Raw genomic sequence first — 13,968 nt, 5'->3', positions numbered from 1 at the left:
GGCGCCCTGCGGCGCCCTTTCCGTCATCGCTGTCTCCTGTTTCAGCAGGCGTAATACAGCGCATATTCAACGGGGTGCGGCGTATGCTCATAGGCATAGACCTCTTCCCATTTCAGCGCCATGTAGGCTTCGAGCTGGTCACGGGTGAATACGTCGCCCGCCAGAAGGAAGTCCATGTCCTTTTCCAGTTCCTCCAGCGCCTCGCGCAGGCTGCCGCAGACGGTCGGGATCTCGGCCAGTTCCTCCGGCGGAAGATCATAGAGATCCTTGTCCGAGGCCGGGCCTGGGTCGATCTTGTTCTTGATCCCGTCCAGACCCGCCATCAGAAGCGCGGCGAAGCACAGATAGGGGTTGGCCGAGGGATCGGGGAAGCGCGCCTCGACGCGCTTGGCCTTGGGGCTTTCGGTCCACGGGATCCGCACGCAGCCCGAACGGTTACGCGCCGAATAGGCGCGCAGCACCGGCGCCTCGAAGCCCGGGATCAGCCGCTTGTAGCTGTTGGTCGAGGGGTTGGTCAGCGCGTTCAGCGCCTTGGCGTGCTTGAGGATGCCGCCGATGAACCACAGCGCCTCCTGGCTCAGGTCAGCATATTTGTCGCCCGCGAAGAGCGGCTTGCCGTCCTTCCAGATCGACATGTTGACGTGCATCCCGCTGCCGTTGTCGCCCTTCATGGGCTTCGGCATGAAGGTCGCCGACTTGCCATAGGCATGAGCGACGTTGTGGATGACATACTTGTATTTCTGGATGTTGTCGGCCTGCTCGACCAGACCGCCGAAGATCAGACCCAGCTCGTGCTGCGCGCTGGCGACCTCGTGGTGGTGCTTGTCCACCTTCATCCCCATGCGCTTCATGGTGGACAGCATCTCGCCGCGGATGTCCTGACCGGCGTCGATCGGGTTCACCGGGAAATAGCCGCCCTTGTGGGCCGCGCGGTGCGCCTGGTTGCCCATCTCGTATTCGGTGTCGGTGTTCCAGGCGGCGTCAACGGCGTCGATCTGATACGAGACCTTCTGCGGCGTGACCGAATAGCGCACGTCGTCGAAGATGAAGAACTCGGCCTCGGGGCCGAAATAGGCCGCATCGCCAATGCCGGTCGATTTCAGATAGGCCTCGGCCTTGGCAGCGGTTCCGCGCGGGTCGCGGCTGTAGGCTTCGCCGGTATCGGGCTCGACCACATTGCAATGCACGCAGAGCGTCTTTTCGGCGTAGAACGGATCAATATAGGCAGAGGCCGGATCGGGGATCAGTTTCATGTCCGACTGGTCGATCGACTTCCAGCCCGCGATCGAGCTGCCGTCGAACATGAAGCCTTCCTCGAAGAAATCCTCATCGACCAGATCGCGATCCAGCGTCACGTGCTGAAGCTTGCCCTTGGGATCGGTGAAGCGGACATCGACATAGGCGACATCCTCGTCTTCGATCAGCTTCAAGACATCCTTGATTTTCATCTCTTCCCTTTCTTCATGGTAGCTGCCCGGCGGCCAGGGCCGGCCGGGCGCGGAAGTCCTGTTGGAACCGGTTTCCTGTTGTCGTGTCCGACGGCCGGGGATCAGACCGCGTCGTCGCCGGTCTCGCCGGTGCGGATGCGGATGGCCTGTTCGACGGGCAGCACGAAGATCTTGCCGTCGCCGATCTTCTCGGTCCGGGCGGCGCTGACGATGGCTTCGATGGCGGCATCGACCTGATCGTCGGGCAGCACCAGCTCGATCTTCACCTTGGGCAGGAAATCGACCACATATTCGGCGCCGCGATACAATTCGGTGTGCCCCTTCTGGCGGCCGAAGCCCTTGACCTCGGTCACGGAAAGGCCCTGAACGCCAACCTCTTGCAGCGCCTCTTTGACATCGTCGAGCTTGAACGGCTTGATGATCGCCTCGATCTTCTTCATCGCAAATGATCCTTCCTCGCGGCTTGCCTTGCAGACTGCTTGGCGGGTTTCCGGGGCCGGGTAAATGTGGCAGCCTCATTCAGGCGCCGCTGAAATGCGTTCGCGGGAATTTATGCACATAAGTTAGGCATACAGCACAAGATGAAGGCAAAACTGGTGCCGGATTGCACGGAAGTCATGACCGCCGCCCAAACGCGCGCCATGGAATCCGATGCCTTCGCCCGCAGAGCGGCAGATGCCGGTGATCTGATGCGGCGCGCCGGGGCGGCGGTCATGACCGCGATCCTGCAGACCTGGCCCGAACTGCGCGCGGAACGCCCGCATGATCCCCGCCGGGCGCTGGTCCTGTGCGGGCCGGGCAATAACGGGGGCGACGGCTTCGTGATCGCGCGGCATCTTGCCCAGCGGGGCTGGCAGGTGCGTGTGCTCTTCTGCGGCGAGGCGATGCGCCTTTCGCCCGAGGCGCGCGCGGCCCATGACGCCTGGTGCGTGCATGGCGAGGCGCGCCCCGTGGACCCGTCCGATCCCGGCCCGGTCGGGGCTTCCGACCTTCTGGTCGATGCGTTGTTCGGCTTTGGCCTCTCGCGCCCCGTCACGGATCATCAACCGCTGCTTGCTGCCCTGGCCTCTGCCCGGGCCGAGGGGCGGATCGCCGCCTCGGTCGCGGTCGATCTGCCCAGCGGGCTTTGCGCCGATAGCGGGCGGGCTCTGGTCGGTCCGGGCGGCAGGCTGATCCCCGCCGATCTGACGGTCAGCTTCCACAGCCTGAAACCCGGACATCTTCTGGCCGAGGGTCCGGCCTTGTGCGGGCGGGTCATGGTGGCCGATCTGGGCCTTGCGCCGCCCGCCACCGCGATCCGGCGCAGCCTGTGGCAGGCCCGGCCCGCCGCGCTGAACCTGGCCAAGGCACCGGGGGCGCACAAATACGATCACGGCCATGCGGTCGTCCTGGCGGGCGGGCCGGGCGCCGGGGGTGCGGCGCGTCTGGCGGCGCGGTCGGCACTGCGCGCGGGGGCGGGGCTTGTGACCCTGGCCCCGCCCAAGGCCGCGATGCCCGAACATGCCGGCCCGCCCGACGCCCTGATGCGCCGCGCCGTGGACAGCGCCGAGGCACTGGCGGAATGGCTGTCGGACGGGCGCATCCGCGCATTATGCCTGGGGCCGGGCTGCGGCATCGCGCGGGCCGAGGCGCTGCTGCCCGCCGCGCTGGATTGGGGCGGCGCGCTCGTGCTGGACGCCGATGCGATCAGCGCGCTGGCCTCGCGCGCGGACCTGCGCGCGACACTTCATCCGGGCTGCGTCCTGACCCCGCATGACGGCGAGTTCGCGCGGCTCTTCCCGGATCTGACAGCGCGGATGAAGGCCCCCGTGGCGCCCCTCTCGCGGCTGGAGGCTGCACAGGAAGCCGCCCGATACCTCGGCGCGACGATCCTGCTGAAAGGCCCCGACACGATCATTGCCACGCCGGATCACGCGATCATCCATTCGCGTCACGATCTGGGATGGCTGGCCACGGCGGGCGCGGGCGATGTGCTGGCGGGTCTGATCACCGGTCTTCTGGCACGCGCGCGCGCCGCGCCCGAAGCCTGCGAGGCCGCTGTCCTGCTTCATGCCGAAGCGGCCCACCGCATCGGACCGGGCCTGATCGCCGATGACCTGCCCGAGGCCCTGCCCGCCATCCTGCGTGATCTGGAACGGTGATTTTCCCCCTCGCCCCCGCTTTCGGGCTTTGCTAAGAGGGCGCCATTGCGGGTGTGGCGAAATTGGCAGACGCACCAGATTTAGGTTCTGGCGCCGCAAGGCGTGGGGGTTCAAGTCCCTCCACCCGCACCATCATTCCGCGGCCGTGATGCCGCAAGCGTGATGGAACCCCGTCCGGGAAGGGATGAAAACGGGCCGCGATCCTGCTTATCTGCCCGCGACGACCCTCTTGCAGCGAGACCCCATGGACCAGCCCGAACGCGCCCTTCCCGATGATCCCGGCAACCGCTACGCGCGCGAACTGGAACGCCATCTGGACTGGCTGGACAGCTTCACCCCGACCGCGCTGGGCGTGCTGGCGGCGGCCTCGGGGATCTACACCTATCTGGGCGTGCGGACGCTGCTGGAAGAGCCGGGCCTGTGGACGACCTTCGCCGCACTGGCCTATTCCATCGCGGTGTCGGTCGGGATCTTCGTCTTCTGGTCCTACCTTCTGCGGCTGCTTCCGGCGGTGCGCGGCGCCACGGCGCGGATCGGGCTGTTCCTGTCGATGGGTCTGGGGGCGGTGGCGATCATCGCCATGTCCTCGTGGCTGAACGCCGCCGCGCTGGCGGGCGGGGCGGCGATGGAAACCCATATGGCCACAACCGTCAAAAGCTATCAGACCGCGCTGGAACGCGCCCATGCCAATGCCGTGTCGGGCCAGTCGCTCGCGCGCGACGTGGCCCGCGTCAGGCAGAGCTTTCAGGATCTGTCTGCACAAGAGGAAGGCGGCATCCTGTCGGGCTTTTCCGGGCGCGGGGCGGTCTTTCGGGTGCTGACCCAGAAGGGTGCGGAATTGCAGGCGCTCGAGGATCAGCTTCTGGGTATCGAAGCGCCCATCGAAAGCACCTTCGCGCAGGGCAACGTGATCCTGTCGCGGATGCGTTCGATCTCGGTCGAGGCGGGGGGCCTGCCCGACCGCACCGTGCGCTTTTCCGAAGATGCGGTCGCCCTGGCCGGCCTCATCACCGAATTGCGGCAGCTGAACCCCGCGCCGCTGGTCCTGCGGGCGGCTCAGGATCTGGCCGATGCGGTGGTTCTGCCCGAACTGGATGGACGCACGGCCGAGATTCAGGCGGGCCAGAGCAGCACGATCAACGCGGTCCTGACGCTGGTCGCGCAGCGCGCCGCAACCCTTTCGCAGGCGGCGGCCGAGGTGATCGCCCTGCCCGAACCCGATGACGCGATCTACACGCCCATGTCGGCAGCGGATGCGGTGATCGTCTATGCGGGGAACTTCGTGCCGGCCTGGGCGGGGGCGATCTCGATCGACCTGCTGCCGGCCGTGCTGGTCTTTATCATCATGGTCGTGCAGGCTGCGATCCGGTCGGGCCGTGGCGAGGGTCGGACGGACGAGCGCATGACGGTGGGCGAATTGCGCGCCGCCCTTGCGGCGGCCGATCTGCTGCGCCCGGTGGCGCCCCCGAACGTGCCCGAGGCCACTGCGCGGTCCGAAGCCGGTCCGCCCGCCGCCACCCCCCGCGCCGAGGGCTAAGGGAATGCGGTTCCTGTCAAGCCCGCAGAGGGCGATCCGGGCGGTGCTGCTGTCGCAGGTTCTGCTGGGCGCCGCCATCGTCATGGCCGATATGTGGCGCATACCCGGCGCCGCGGCGCCCGAGCTTTTCGCTCCGCCCGCGCAGGGGCCAAGCACCCGCCCCTATCGGCCGGATCTGCGACCCGGTGCCCCTGGCGGGCCCGCGATGCGGCCCATGCCCGAACGGCTCGAATTCTCGCAATCCGAAGACGCCATCACCATCACCGGCCAGATCGCTGCGGGCGATGCCGACCGGTTTCTGGCCTGGCTCGACCAGACCCGCGCCAACGAAAGGCTGGTGCGGCTGGACAGTTCGGGCGGCTCGGTCGGAGATGCGGTGGCCATCGGGCGCGTGATCCGAAGCACCGGGCGCGATACGCTGATCGACGAAGGCGCGGTCTGCCTGTCGGCCTGCCCCTACATGCTGGCGGGCGGGGTAGAGCGCCGCGCCGCACCGGGGGGCGTGGTCGGCGTCCACCAGCATTATTTCGGCCAGAACACGATCCTTCCCGCCTTCATGGCGGTGCGCGACCTGCAACGCTCGCAGGCAGGCGTGATGGATTACCTGACCGAGATGGGCGTCGATCTGCGGCTGATGCCCTATGCTCTGCGCACCCCGCCCGAGGACATTACCATCCTCGATCCCGGACAATTGCTGGATTTCCGACTCATCACCGAAGCCGCGTCCGGTTGAACGGACAAAGAGGCCCCCGGCTTGCACAGAACCGGGGGCCGATCACTGTCCCCAAGACCTCGCCCTGTGGGCGTCTGTCTCAGTTCAGGCAGATTCTCAGTTCAGGCGACGCGCCACGTCTTCGATGGCGTCGTCGATCCCGGCCGAGCGGTTGCCCGCACGGACCTGAGCCTGCAACAATTCGGCAGCCGCAGCGACAGAGGCGGCCACGGCGCGATTGCGGACGGCGCGAACAGCCTCGGCCTCGGCGCTGGCAATCTGATCCTGCGCGGCCTGAAGGCGGCGCTGAATCGAGCGTGCCAGATCATCCTGGGCCTTGGCAGCCTGGGCCTCGGCCTCGCGCCTGGCATTGGCGACGATCTGGTCGGCCTGGGTCTTCACCTCACGGGCGCGACGCTCGTAGCTGGCATAGATCTCCTGCGCTTCCTCGCGCAGGCGGCGGGCCTCTTCCAGCTCGTTGCGGATCGTCTCGGCGCGCTTGTCAAGAATCCCGCCCAGAAGGGCCGGAACCTTGTAGTAAGCGAGAATACCCACAAAGACCAGGAACGAGATCAGGACGATAAAGTCGGTGTTGCGCAGCGAGAAGAACGGCCCGCTGGCGGCCGCAGCCGGTCCGGCGGCCAGCAGGGCAGCGGACAGGGGGGCGATCAGACGCTTCATTGCACGAACCCTTTCATGCGGCTGTCCAGCGCGGCATCGATGGCGGCGGCGTCGGCGGTGCCGCCGAGGCTTTCGACCAGGGCTGCCGTCACGTCGCGGGCGACTTCACGGGCACTCTGATCCGCCGAGGCGCGGATTTCACGGATGCGGGCCTCGGATTCGGCTGTGCGCGCCGCAATCTCGGCATCCGCCTTGGCGATGGCCCGCTCAAGCTCGGCCTGGATCTCGGCACGGTTCTGCGCGACGATCCGCTGCGCTTCGCTGCGGGCTTCGGCCAATGCCTTGTCATAGGCGGCTTCGGCCTCGCGGGCCTTCTGCTTGAATTCCTCGGCCGCCATCAGGTCGCCGGTCAGCGCCCCCTGACGATCCGATAGAACAGCAGCGATCCGCGGCACGGCGACGCGCGACAGGACCAGATAAAGGACCACAAGCGTCACGACCAGCCAGAAGATCTGGTTGCCGAAGGTGGTGACGTCCAGCTGCGGAAGGCCCGCGCTTTCCGCCGCGTAATGCGCCGCATCCCCGTAAGTGTGGGCATCGGCGGCATGGGGCGCGGTCTCGTCGATGACGACGGCCTCTTCCCCGGTGATCTCGACCGCGGTGGTGGCGGCCTCTTGCAACAGGCTGAACATATCCTACCCCATGGCCTTGTAAGTCACGAAGGGGTGGGGGCACAGCCCCACCCCGCCGCAAGGATGGCGCAGGATCAGACCGCGAACATCAGCAGAAGCGCGACGAGGAACGAGAAGATCCCCAAGGCTTCCGCAAAGGCCATGCCGATGAACAGCGTGGCGGTCTGGCCGGCAGCGGCCGAAGGGTTGCGCAGGGCGCCAGCCAGGAAGTTGCCGGCCACGTTGCCCACACCAAGAGCGGCAAAGCCCATGCCGAACGCGGTCAGACCGACGCCGATGTACTTGCCCAGATTTGCGAGTTCGCCTTCCATGGTATGTCTCCTTGCGGTTGGAAGAGGGTTGTCCGGTTCTCTGCGGCGCCGGGATGGCGCCGCCACAATGCTGCTGTCGTCGGCTCAGTGCGACGGATGCAGCGCATCCTTCAGATAGACGCAGGTCAGGATCGTGAACACATAGGCCTGCACCAGTGCCACCAGCACCTCGAATGCATACATGCCGACCACGGCGACGACCGCGACAGGGGCGACGGCGGCAATGGCCGCGAAGCCCGCGAAGACCTTGATGACGGCGTGGCCCGCGATCATGTTCCCGGCAAGACGGATCGAGAGGCTCAGCGGGCGGACGAAGTAGCTGATGACCTCGATCACGGCCAGGATCGGACGCACGGCCAGCGGCGCCGAGCGGACCCAGAACAGGTCCAGGAAATGCGCGCCGTTCTTGATGAAGCCGATCGCCGTGACGCCGACAAAGACCGCCATGGCCAGAATCCCGGTCACGGCGATGTGCGACGTGACGGTGAAGGCCATCGGCACGAGGCCCAGCAGGTTCGCGAAGGCCACGAACAGGAACAGCGTCAGGATGTAGGGGAAGTAGCGCAGGCCCTCCTTGCCCGCGATGTCCTCGATCATCTTGTGGACCAGACCATAGGTCAGTTCCGCGACCGACTGCGCCCGGCTGGGCACGATGGCGCGGCCACGGCTGCCGAGGACCAGCAGCGAGATCGCGGCCAGCGCGGTCAGGAACAGCCACAGAGTCACGTTGGTCGGCGTGTACCAGGCAACCGTCTCGCCGAACAGCGCCTTGACCTCGAACTGCTCCATCGGCTTGAACTCAAGGCCGCCGCCAGTCGCTTCCGTCGCCACGATCAGTCCCTCTCGTCTCGATCCGGGCTTTCGCCGGATTTCCTGTCTAGCTCGGACGCGGTGCGCATCATCGTCTTGATGCCGGCCGCGAGGCCGAGAAAAATGAACACGATCATCATCAGGGGTGTCGTCCCCAGAAGATGATCAAGACCGTAGCCGAGCACGCCACCCAGCCCCAAGCCGGTCACAAGCTCGACCACCATGCGCCAGGCAAGATTTGCCTGTTCGTATTTCCCCATCGGGCCGGGGCCCTGGGGCTTGGGGCGAAGCGCGGCGATCCGTTCTTCCAGTGCGCGAAGCCGTTCGGCATCCGCCGACCGTTCCTCTGCACCCTGGCGTTCGCCTGAATGGGGCTTTTCGGCCACCTGTCACGCCCTTTTCTTCGTCGGGCGCTGTCTAGGGGCTAAGGGCGATCAAGTCAAGCGCCAGGATTTCCGCCATAACGCATTGCAATCCTTGGCGTTTGCGTGCATCAAGCGGTCGCGATCCCCCCTTGCAATCATGATCCGCACGCAGCATCATTCAACCGTCAGGTTGAGTTTTGGCACCCCGACGCCGCCCAGAAACCGCCCGCATCCTTGCCGGACAGCCCATGAGCGAACCTCCTCCCCCCTCGGCCGCTGGTCCCTCCGCGCTTGACCAGATCTTTTCAGCACTGGCCGATCCGACGCGCCGGCGCGTCCTGTCGATGCTGCTCGAAGATGACATGGCCGTCAGCGATGTGGCGCAACCCTTCCAGATGAGCCTTGCCGCGATCTCGAAACATCTCTCGGTGCTTGCGGCCGCCGGGCTGATCCGGCAAGAGCGGCGGGGCCGGATCACCTGGTGCAAGCTGGACCCCGACGGGATGCGCGCGGCCTCGGTCTGGATGCAGGGCTTCGGGCAGTTCGACCCGGTGGACCTGGACGATTTCGAACGCTTCCTTGAGGCCGAGCTGAGAGGCGAGGATGACCAGGACCCCTGACGTGCTCTGCATCGGTGCGATGCTCTGGGACGTGATCGGACGCGCGCCGCGCCGCATGGCGCCGGGCGCCGACGTGCCCGGCCGCATCCGCCACCTGCCGGGCGGCGTGGCGCTGAATGTCGCGGTCGCGCTGGCGCGATGGGGGCTGGCGCCCGCCGTGCTGTCGGCCGTGGGCCGCGACCCCGAGGGCGAGGCGCTGGTCGCCGAGGCCGAAAGGCTGGGCGTGCTGACCGGCCATCTGGCGCGCGACACGGGCCTGCCCACCGATTGCTACATGGGCATCGAGGACAGCGAGGGCCTGATCGCCGCCATCGCGGATGCGCACAGCCTCGAACAGGCGGGGGCCGCGATCCTCGCGCCGCTGGATGCGATGCCCGGCTGGAGCGGCCCGGTGGTGCTGGACGGCAACCTGACCGAGGATCTTCTGGACGCCATTGCCCGCGATCCGCGCCTTGGCCGGGCCGATCTGCGTGTTGTCCCCGCCAGCCCCGGAAAGGCAGAAAGGCTTGAGCCGCTGATTGCCGCCCGGCGCGGCTGTTTCTACCTGAACCGGCTCGAGGCCGAGATTCTGGCGGGCCGTGCCTGCCCGGACGCCGCCACCGCCGCCGAGGCGGTCGTCGCGCGCGGCGCCGCGCGGGTTCTGGTGACGGATGGCGCCGCCCCCGCCGCCGAGGCGCAGGCCAACGCGCCGACCATCACCTGCCGCCCGCCCTCGGTCACGATCGCACGCGTGACCGGCGCGGGCGACTGCTTCCTCGCGGCGCATCTGGCCGCAGAACTTGACCACCTGCCGCGCGATGCGGCGTTGCGACGCGCGGTCGAGGCCGCCGCCGCCCATGTTTCCGGAAAGGATGTCCCGTGACCACCCTGCCCCTGACCCATTCCCCCGACGTGGCCGAAGCGCTGGCCGCCGGCCGCCCTGTCGTCGCGCTGGAATCGACGATCATCACGCATGGGATGCCCTGGCCGCAGAACCTCGAGATGGCGCGCAAGGTCGAGGCCGTGATCCGTGAAGGCGGCGCCGTTCCCGCGACCATCGCGGTGATGGGCGGGCAGATCCATATCGGCCTGACGGACGAGACGCTGACCGCGCTGGCGCAGACCCCGCCCGATCAGGCAATGAAGCTGAGCCGCGCCGATCTGGCCGTCTGCGTCGCCTCGGGCCGGACTGGCGCGACGACTGTCGCCGCGACGATGATCTGCGCCGATCTGGCGGGCATCCGCGTCTTTGCGACCGGCGGGATCGGCGGCGTGCACCGCGGGGCCGAGACCAGCTTTGACATCTCGGCCGATCTGCACGAACTGGCGCGCACACCCGTGACCGTGGTGGCGGCGGGGGCCAAGGCGATCCTGGACCTGCCCAAGACATGGGAGGTTCTGGAAACGCTTGGCGTGCCGGTCATCGCCTATGGCCAGGACGCGCTACCCGCCTTCTGGTCGCGCGATTCGGGACTGAAGGCGCCGCTGCGGATGGACAGCCCCGCCGAGATCGCCGCGGCCGCCGCGATGCGCGCGCGCCTTGGGCTGGGCGGCGGGCAATTGGTCGCGAACCCGATCCCCGCCGAGGCCGAAATCCCGCGCGACCAGATCAACCCGGTGATCGAGCAGGCCCTGGCCGAGGCCGAGGCGCAGGGCATCGCTGCCAAGGCGGTCACGCCCTTCCTGCTGTCGCGCATCTTCGAGCTGACCCAAGGCCGCTCACTGGACAGCAACATCGCGCTTGTCCTGAACAATGCCCGCCTTGCCGCCGCCATCGCGGTGGCGATGGGCTAACGCGCGATCATCCCGGCGAAAAGCTGCGACAGGTCGAAACTGTCGGTCTCGTTCAGCTTGTCGGCATGTTCTTTCAGGAAGGCATCGGCGGCGGCCTGTCCCGCCGCCTTCATCCGATCCAGCATTCCGGGACGCGGCATCAGCTTGGACCGGGCCGTCAGGTCGGTCATCAGCGCGTCGTCGATGATCATGTGGACCAGGACGTTCTTCATCGCCTTGTCGGTCAGGCGGTTTTCGGCGAACAACTCCTTGACGAAATTGATCGCGCGCAGTTGCGACAGAAGCGAGGCGTTGAAGCTGATCTCGTTCACGCGGTCCGAAATCTCGACCGGCGTGCGCGGCAATTCACAGCGCACCATCGGGTTGATCGCCACGATCACGATGTCACGCGGAAAACGCGGCTTGTAGAGCGGATAGAGCGCGGGGTTCCCCGCAAAGCCCCCGTCCCAATAGGCATCGACCTGCCCGGTGACGGGGTCCGCGATCTCGACCGCCTGGAACAGGGTGGGCAGGCAGGCCGAGGCCAGGACCGCATCGACATTGGCCTGTTCTCCGGTAAAGACGCGGATCGCCCCCGTGCGGACGTTCGTCGCCGAGACGAACAGGTCCGGCCCCTCGGTCGTGGCGAAATGCGGATGGGGCAATTCCCGCAGCAGCGGGCCGAGCGGGTTGACGTAAAAGGGCCCGTAGTCATAGGGGCTGATCAGCCGCGTCAGATTGTCCAGCCATGCGGCGGGCGACACCATCTCGGTCCAGCGTTGCAGGCCCTTGGTCATGGGCATCAGCGACTGCATCCAGCGGACCATGCGATTGTCGCTCATGGCGCCGATCTCGGACCACAGGGCGTCAAGGTTCTCGCGTGCCGCCCGCCGCCCCGAGACGCCCGGATTGACCGCCAGCCCCGCCTTCAGCGCCGCCCCGTTCAGCGCCCCGGCCGAGGCCCCGGTAATGGCAGAAATGTGCAGCCAATGCTCGTCCAGAAGCCGGTCAAGAACGCCCCAGGTATAGGCGCCATGAGCGCCGCCCCCCTGGAGCGCCAGGTTGATCTGCTTGTCCTTCATCGCCATCGCCGTGCCCTTTGCCTCATGTTGCAGTTGCAGCATTGTAGGAAGCGACGGACAGCCGGGCAAGTTCCGCAGCTTTACGCTGCGGCGCAGCGCCCCATGGGCGGCGCCGGCGCTCAGTCCTCGGCCCGAGCCTCGGCGCGGCTCTTGCCGGCGACATCCAGCGCCAGCGTGGCGGCCATGAACCGGTCCAGATCGCCGTCAAGAACGCCCTGCGTATCGCTGGTTTCTTCCGAGGTCCGCAGATCCTTCACCATCTGGTAGGGGTGCAGCACATAGGAGCGGATCTGATTGCCCCATCCCGCCTCGCCCTTGGCTGCGTGCTGGGCATTGATTGCGGCGTTCCGCTTGTCCAACTCCATCTGATACAGCCGCGCCTTCAGCGCGGCCATGGCATTGGCACGGTTCTGGTGTTGCGATTTCTCGGAACTGGTCACGACGATGCCGGTCGGCAGGTGCGTGATCCGCACGGCCGAGTCGGTCGTGTTGACATGCTGCCCGCCCGCGCCCGAGGACCGGTAAGTGTCGATGCGGATGTCGCGGTCGGGGATCTCGATCTCGATATTGTCGTCCACCACGGGATAGACCCAGACGCTGCTGAAGGATGTGTGCCGCCGCGCCGCACTGTCATAGGGGCTGATGCGGACCAGACGATGCACACCCGATTCCGATTTCAGCCAGCCATAGGCATTGTGGCCGGTGATCTTGTAGGCCGCGCTGCGGATGCCCGCCTCGTCGCCTGGCGTCTCGGACAAAAGTTCGACCTGATAGCCCTTTTTCTCGGCCCAACGCACATACATCCGCGCCAGCATGGCCGCCCAATCGCAGCTTTCCGTGCCGCCCGCACCGGCGTTGATTTCAAGAAAGGTGTCGTTGCCATCGGCTTCGCCGTTCAGCAACGCCTCAAGCTCTTTCTGCGAAGCCAGCTTGGCCAGCTCCTTCAGGTTTGCCTCGGCCTCGGCAACAAGCTCGGCATCGCCCTCGGCCTCGGCCAATTCGACCATCTCTGCATTGGCAGCCAGATCGGCCTCGATCCGGCGATAGGTCTCGATCGCATCTGACAGCGACTGCCGCTCGCGCATCAGCTTCTGCGCGCGGGCAGGGTCGGACCACAGGTCGCCATCCTCGATCATGGCGTTCATTTCTTCCAGCCGGTGCGGTGCGGTCGTCCAGTCAAGCCGCTGCCCCAGCAGAGCCAGCGAGCGGCGGATGGCTTCGATCGTGGACTGCGTCTCGGCGCGCATGGTCAGGCTTCCTTCGGTCTGGCGTCAGGTTCGGGGTGATACCGCGCCCGAGCCGCATCGGCAAGGGCGGCGCAACCGTGGGCCTGCCTGCGGCGTTCGGCCACGCTGATCTGGCCCATCAGCAGGGAAGGATCCATGCTCGTGACCATCCGGCCTGACCGCTATCCGTTCCATCGCCATGGCAGCAGGCTGTTGATCTTGCAGTCCGGGATGCGGATGCGGGTTTCGGCAAGCCAGGGACAGGGATCGACGGCGTTGCGCTTGGCCGTTTCGACCAGGGCGCAGGCGAAGGCGGCGGCCTTGGCGCCTGCCTCGGAGCCGACGAAGATGGGTTTTCCGGCCCTGCGCGATGACGCGCATGCCGCGTTCAGCCGCGCTGTTATCCAGTTCCAGGATGCCGTGATCGAGGTGGGGGCGCAGGCGTTCCATGCGGGTCAGGGCATGGCGTCCGATGGCGTCGGCCAGCGGCTCCAGCAGGGCAGCGCATTTGCGACCCGGCCGGTCAGGCTGAAGCGGTCCAGGTCGAGCCCTTCGCGGTCGAAGAAGCCGCGCGACCTGGGCCACCGAAGCCCCAGACGCAGCCGTCTGGAAACAGATCGCCCTTCGGCGCTGCCCTCGGTCCCTGTATGG

Annotated in this window: 17 protein-coding genes and 1 tRNA gene; 8 read left to right on the top strand and 10 right to left on the bottom strand. The window is 66.9% G+C overall.

Features of this window, described 5'->3' with window-relative positions; translation table 11 throughout:
* Nucleotides 1-41 precede the first annotated feature (41 nt).
* Together glnA and KY389_RS08145 are read right to left on the bottom strand one after the other, a co-directional pair.
* Complete coding sequence (glnA, locus tag KY389_RS08150; RefSeq protein WP_219830404.1) at nt 42-1,448, bottom strand: type I glutamate--ammonia ligase; 1,407 nt, start codon at nt 1,446-1,448, stop codon at nt 42-44.
* Nucleotides 1,449-1,549: 101 nt separating this feature from the next.
* Nucleotides 1,550-1,888 (bottom strand): P-II family nitrogen regulator, encoded by a 339-nt coding sequence (locus tag KY389_RS08145; RefSeq protein WP_219830403.1) that lies wholly within the window; start codon nt 1,886-1,888, stop codon nt 1,550-1,552.
* Nucleotides 1,889-2,065: 177 nt separating this feature from the next.
* On the opposite strand from KY389_RS08145, the gene KY389_RS08140 reads away from it, so the two are divergent.
* The 4 genes from KY389_RS08140 (at nt 2,066) to KY389_RS08125 (ending at nt 5,859) form a co-directional block, all read left to right on the top strand.
* Entirely contained in the window at nt 2,066-3,589 is a 1,524-nt protein-coding gene (locus tag KY389_RS08140; protein WP_246588027.1) for an NAD(P)H-hydrate dehydratase, read from the top strand.
* Between the two features lie 47 nt (nt 3,590-3,636).
* A tRNA-Leu gene (locus KY389_RS08135) sits at nt 3,637-3,721 on the top strand.
* A gap of 112 nt (nt 3,722-3,833) precedes the next feature.
* A complete protein-coding gene (locus tag KY389_RS08130) occupies nt 3,834-5,126 on the top strand; it encodes a hypothetical protein (RefSeq protein ID WP_246588033.1) in 1,293 nt (430 codons plus the stop codon).
* 4 nt (nt 5,127-5,130) lie between these two features.
* Nucleotides 5,131-5,859 (top strand): COG3904 family protein, encoded by a 729-nt coding sequence (locus tag KY389_RS08125; RefSeq protein WP_219830401.1) that lies wholly within the window; start codon nt 5,131-5,133, stop codon nt 5,857-5,859.
* 96 nt (nt 5,860-5,955) lie between these two features.
* On the opposite strand, the gene KY389_RS08120 is transcribed toward KY389_RS08125, so the two are convergent.
* The 5 genes from KY389_RS08120 to KY389_RS08100 all read right to left on the bottom strand — a co-directional run bounded on the left by KY389_RS08120 (nt 5,956) and on the right by KY389_RS08100 (nt 8,658).
* Nucleotides 5,956-6,519, bottom strand: a complete 564-nt coding sequence (locus KY389_RS08120) for a F0F1 ATP synthase subunit B (protein WP_219830400.1) — start codon at nt 6,517-6,519, stop codon at nt 5,956-5,958.
* Nucleotides 6,516-7,151, bottom strand: a complete 636-nt coding sequence (locus tag KY389_RS08115) for a F0F1 ATP synthase subunit B' (protein ID WP_219830399.1) — start codon at nt 7,149-7,151, stop codon at nt 6,516-6,518. The genes KY389_RS08120 and KY389_RS08115 overlap by 4 nt, the downstream gene beginning before the upstream one ends.
* A gap of 74 nt (nt 7,152-7,225) precedes the next feature.
* Nucleotides 7,226-7,462 carry a F0F1 ATP synthase subunit C gene (locus tag KY389_RS08110; RefSeq protein ID WP_219830398.1) on the bottom strand — a complete coding sequence of 79 codons (237 nt, stop codon included), beginning with the start codon at nt 7,460-7,462 and terminating at the stop codon, nt 7,226-7,228.
* Between the two features lie 84 nt (nt 7,463-7,546).
* The gene (locus tag KY389_RS08105; RefSeq protein WP_343222926.1) at nt 7,547-8,293 is read right to left on the bottom strand and encodes a F0F1 ATP synthase subunit A; all 747 of its coding nucleotides are present in this window, start codon (nt 8,291-8,293) and stop codon (nt 7,547-7,549) included.
* A 2-nt stretch (nt 8,294-8,295) separates the two neighbouring features.
* Nucleotides 8,296-8,658 (bottom strand): AtpZ/AtpI family protein, encoded by a 363-nt coding sequence (locus tag KY389_RS08100; RefSeq protein WP_343222925.1) that lies wholly within the window; start codon nt 8,656-8,658, stop codon nt 8,296-8,298.
* Nucleotides 8,659-8,885: 227 nt separating this feature from the next.
* Here KY389_RS08100 and KY389_RS08095 point away from each other — a divergent pair, with 227 nt between their 5' ends.
* Genes KY389_RS08095 through KY389_RS08085 form a run of 3 tightly spaced genes read left to right on the top strand, consistent with a single transcriptional unit; the run spans nt 8,886 to nt 11,030 of the window.
* Entirely contained in the window at nt 8,886-9,257 is a 372-nt protein-coding gene (locus tag KY389_RS08095; RefSeq protein ID WP_219830397.1) for an ArsR/SmtB family transcription factor, read from the top strand.
* Nucleotides 9,241-10,119, top strand: a complete 879-nt coding sequence (locus KY389_RS08090; RefSeq protein WP_219830396.1) for a PfkB family carbohydrate kinase — start codon at nt 9,241-9,243, stop codon at nt 10,117-10,119. Before KY389_RS08095 ends, KY389_RS08090 begins: the two co-directional genes overlap by 17 nt.
* Nucleotides 10,116-11,030 carry a pseudouridine-5'-phosphate glycosidase gene (locus tag KY389_RS08085; RefSeq protein WP_219830395.1) on the top strand — a complete coding sequence of 305 codons (915 nt, stop codon included), beginning with the start codon at nt 10,116-10,118 and terminating at the stop codon, nt 11,028-11,030. Before KY389_RS08090 ends, KY389_RS08085 begins: the two co-directional genes overlap by 4 nt.
* On the opposite strand, the gene KY389_RS08080 is transcribed toward KY389_RS08085, so the two are convergent.
* The 3 genes from KY389_RS08080 to KY389_RS15645 form a co-directional block, all read right to left on the bottom strand.
* Nucleotides 11,027-12,091 carry a patatin-like phospholipase family protein gene (locus KY389_RS08080; RefSeq protein ID WP_219830456.1) on the bottom strand — a complete coding sequence of 355 codons (1,065 nt, stop codon included), beginning with the start codon at nt 12,089-12,091 and terminating at the stop codon, nt 11,027-11,029. The genes KY389_RS08085 and KY389_RS08080 overlap by 4 nt on opposite strands.
* A gap of 119 nt (nt 12,092-12,210) precedes the next feature.
* On the bottom strand, nt 12,211-13,338 hold the full coding sequence (gene prfB, locus KY389_RS08075) for a peptide chain release factor 2 (protein ID WP_219830394.1): 1,128 nt from the start codon (nt 13,336-13,338) through the stop codon (nt 12,211-12,213).
* Nucleotides 13,339-13,340: 2 nt separating this feature from the next.
* Nucleotides 13,341-13,475 carry a hypothetical protein gene (locus tag KY389_RS15645; protein WP_281426524.1) on the bottom strand — a complete coding sequence of 45 codons (135 nt, stop codon included), beginning with the start codon at nt 13,473-13,475 and terminating at the stop codon, nt 13,341-13,343.
* On the opposite strand from KY389_RS15645, the gene KY389_RS08070 reads away from it, so the two are divergent.
* Nucleotides 13,474-13,968, top strand: a 495-nt coding sequence (locus KY389_RS08070) for a hypothetical protein (protein ID WP_219830393.1), incomplete at its 3' end; no start/stop codon positions are given. The genes KY389_RS15645 and KY389_RS08070 overlap by 2 nt on opposite strands.

This window comes from Paracoccus bogoriensis, assembly GCF_019431455.1.
GTDB classification, from domain to species: Bacteria; Pseudomonadota; Alphaproteobacteria; order Rhodobacterales; family Rhodobacteraceae; genus Paracoccus; species Paracoccus bogoriensis.
The sequence above is the reverse complement of the archived record's forward strand: the minus strand, read 5'-3'. Positions and strand labels throughout refer to the sequence as shown.

Coding starts and splice junctions, on each gene's coding strand:
- KY389_RS08130 (WP_246588033.1), top strand. CDS start 3,834: ATGGACCAGCCCGAACGCGCCCTTCCCGATGATCCCGGCAACCGCTAC.
- KY389_RS08140 (WP_246588027.1), top strand. CDS start 2,066: ATGACCGCCGCCCAAACGCGCGCCATGGAATCCGATGCCTTCGCCCGC.
- KY389_RS08120 (WP_219830400.1), bottom strand. CDS start 6,519: ATGAAGCGTCTGATCGCCCCCCTGTCCGCTGCCCTGCTGGCCGCCGGA.
- KY389_RS08115 (WP_219830399.1), bottom strand. CDS start 7,151: ATGTTCAGCCTGTTGCAAGAGGCCGCCACCACCGCGGTCGAGATCACC.
- KY389_RS08145 (WP_219830403.1), bottom strand. CDS start 1,888: ATGAAGAAGATCGAGGCGATCATCAAGCCGTTCAAGCTCGACGATGTC.
- KY389_RS08090 (WP_219830396.1), top strand. CDS start 9,241: ATGACCAGGACCCCTGACGTGCTCTGCATCGGTGCGATGCTCTGGGAC.
- prfB (WP_219830394.1), bottom strand. CDS start 13,338: ATGCGCGCCGAGACGCAGTCCACGATCGAAGCCATCCGCCGCTCGCTG.
- KY389_RS08110 (WP_219830398.1), bottom strand. CDS start 7,462: ATGGAAGGCGAACTCGCAAATCTGGGCAAGTACATCGGCGTCGGTCTG.
- KY389_RS08080 (WP_219830456.1), bottom strand. CDS start 12,091: ATGAAGGACAAGCAGATCAACCTGGCGCTCCAGGGGGGCGGCGCTCAT.
- KY389_RS08095 (WP_219830397.1), top strand. CDS start 8,886: ATGAGCGAACCTCCTCCCCCCTCGGCCGCTGGTCCCTCCGCGCTTGAC.
- glnA (WP_219830404.1), bottom strand. CDS start 1,448: ATGAAAATCAAGGATGTCTTGAAGCTGATCGAAGACGAGGATGTCGCC.
- KY389_RS08125 (WP_219830401.1), top strand. CDS start 5,131: ATGCGGTTCCTGTCAAGCCCGCAGAGGGCGATCCGGGCGGTGCTGCTG.
- KY389_RS15645 (WP_281426524.1), bottom strand. CDS start 13,475: ATGGATCCTTCCCTGCTGATGGGCCAGATCAGCGTGGCCGAACGCCGC.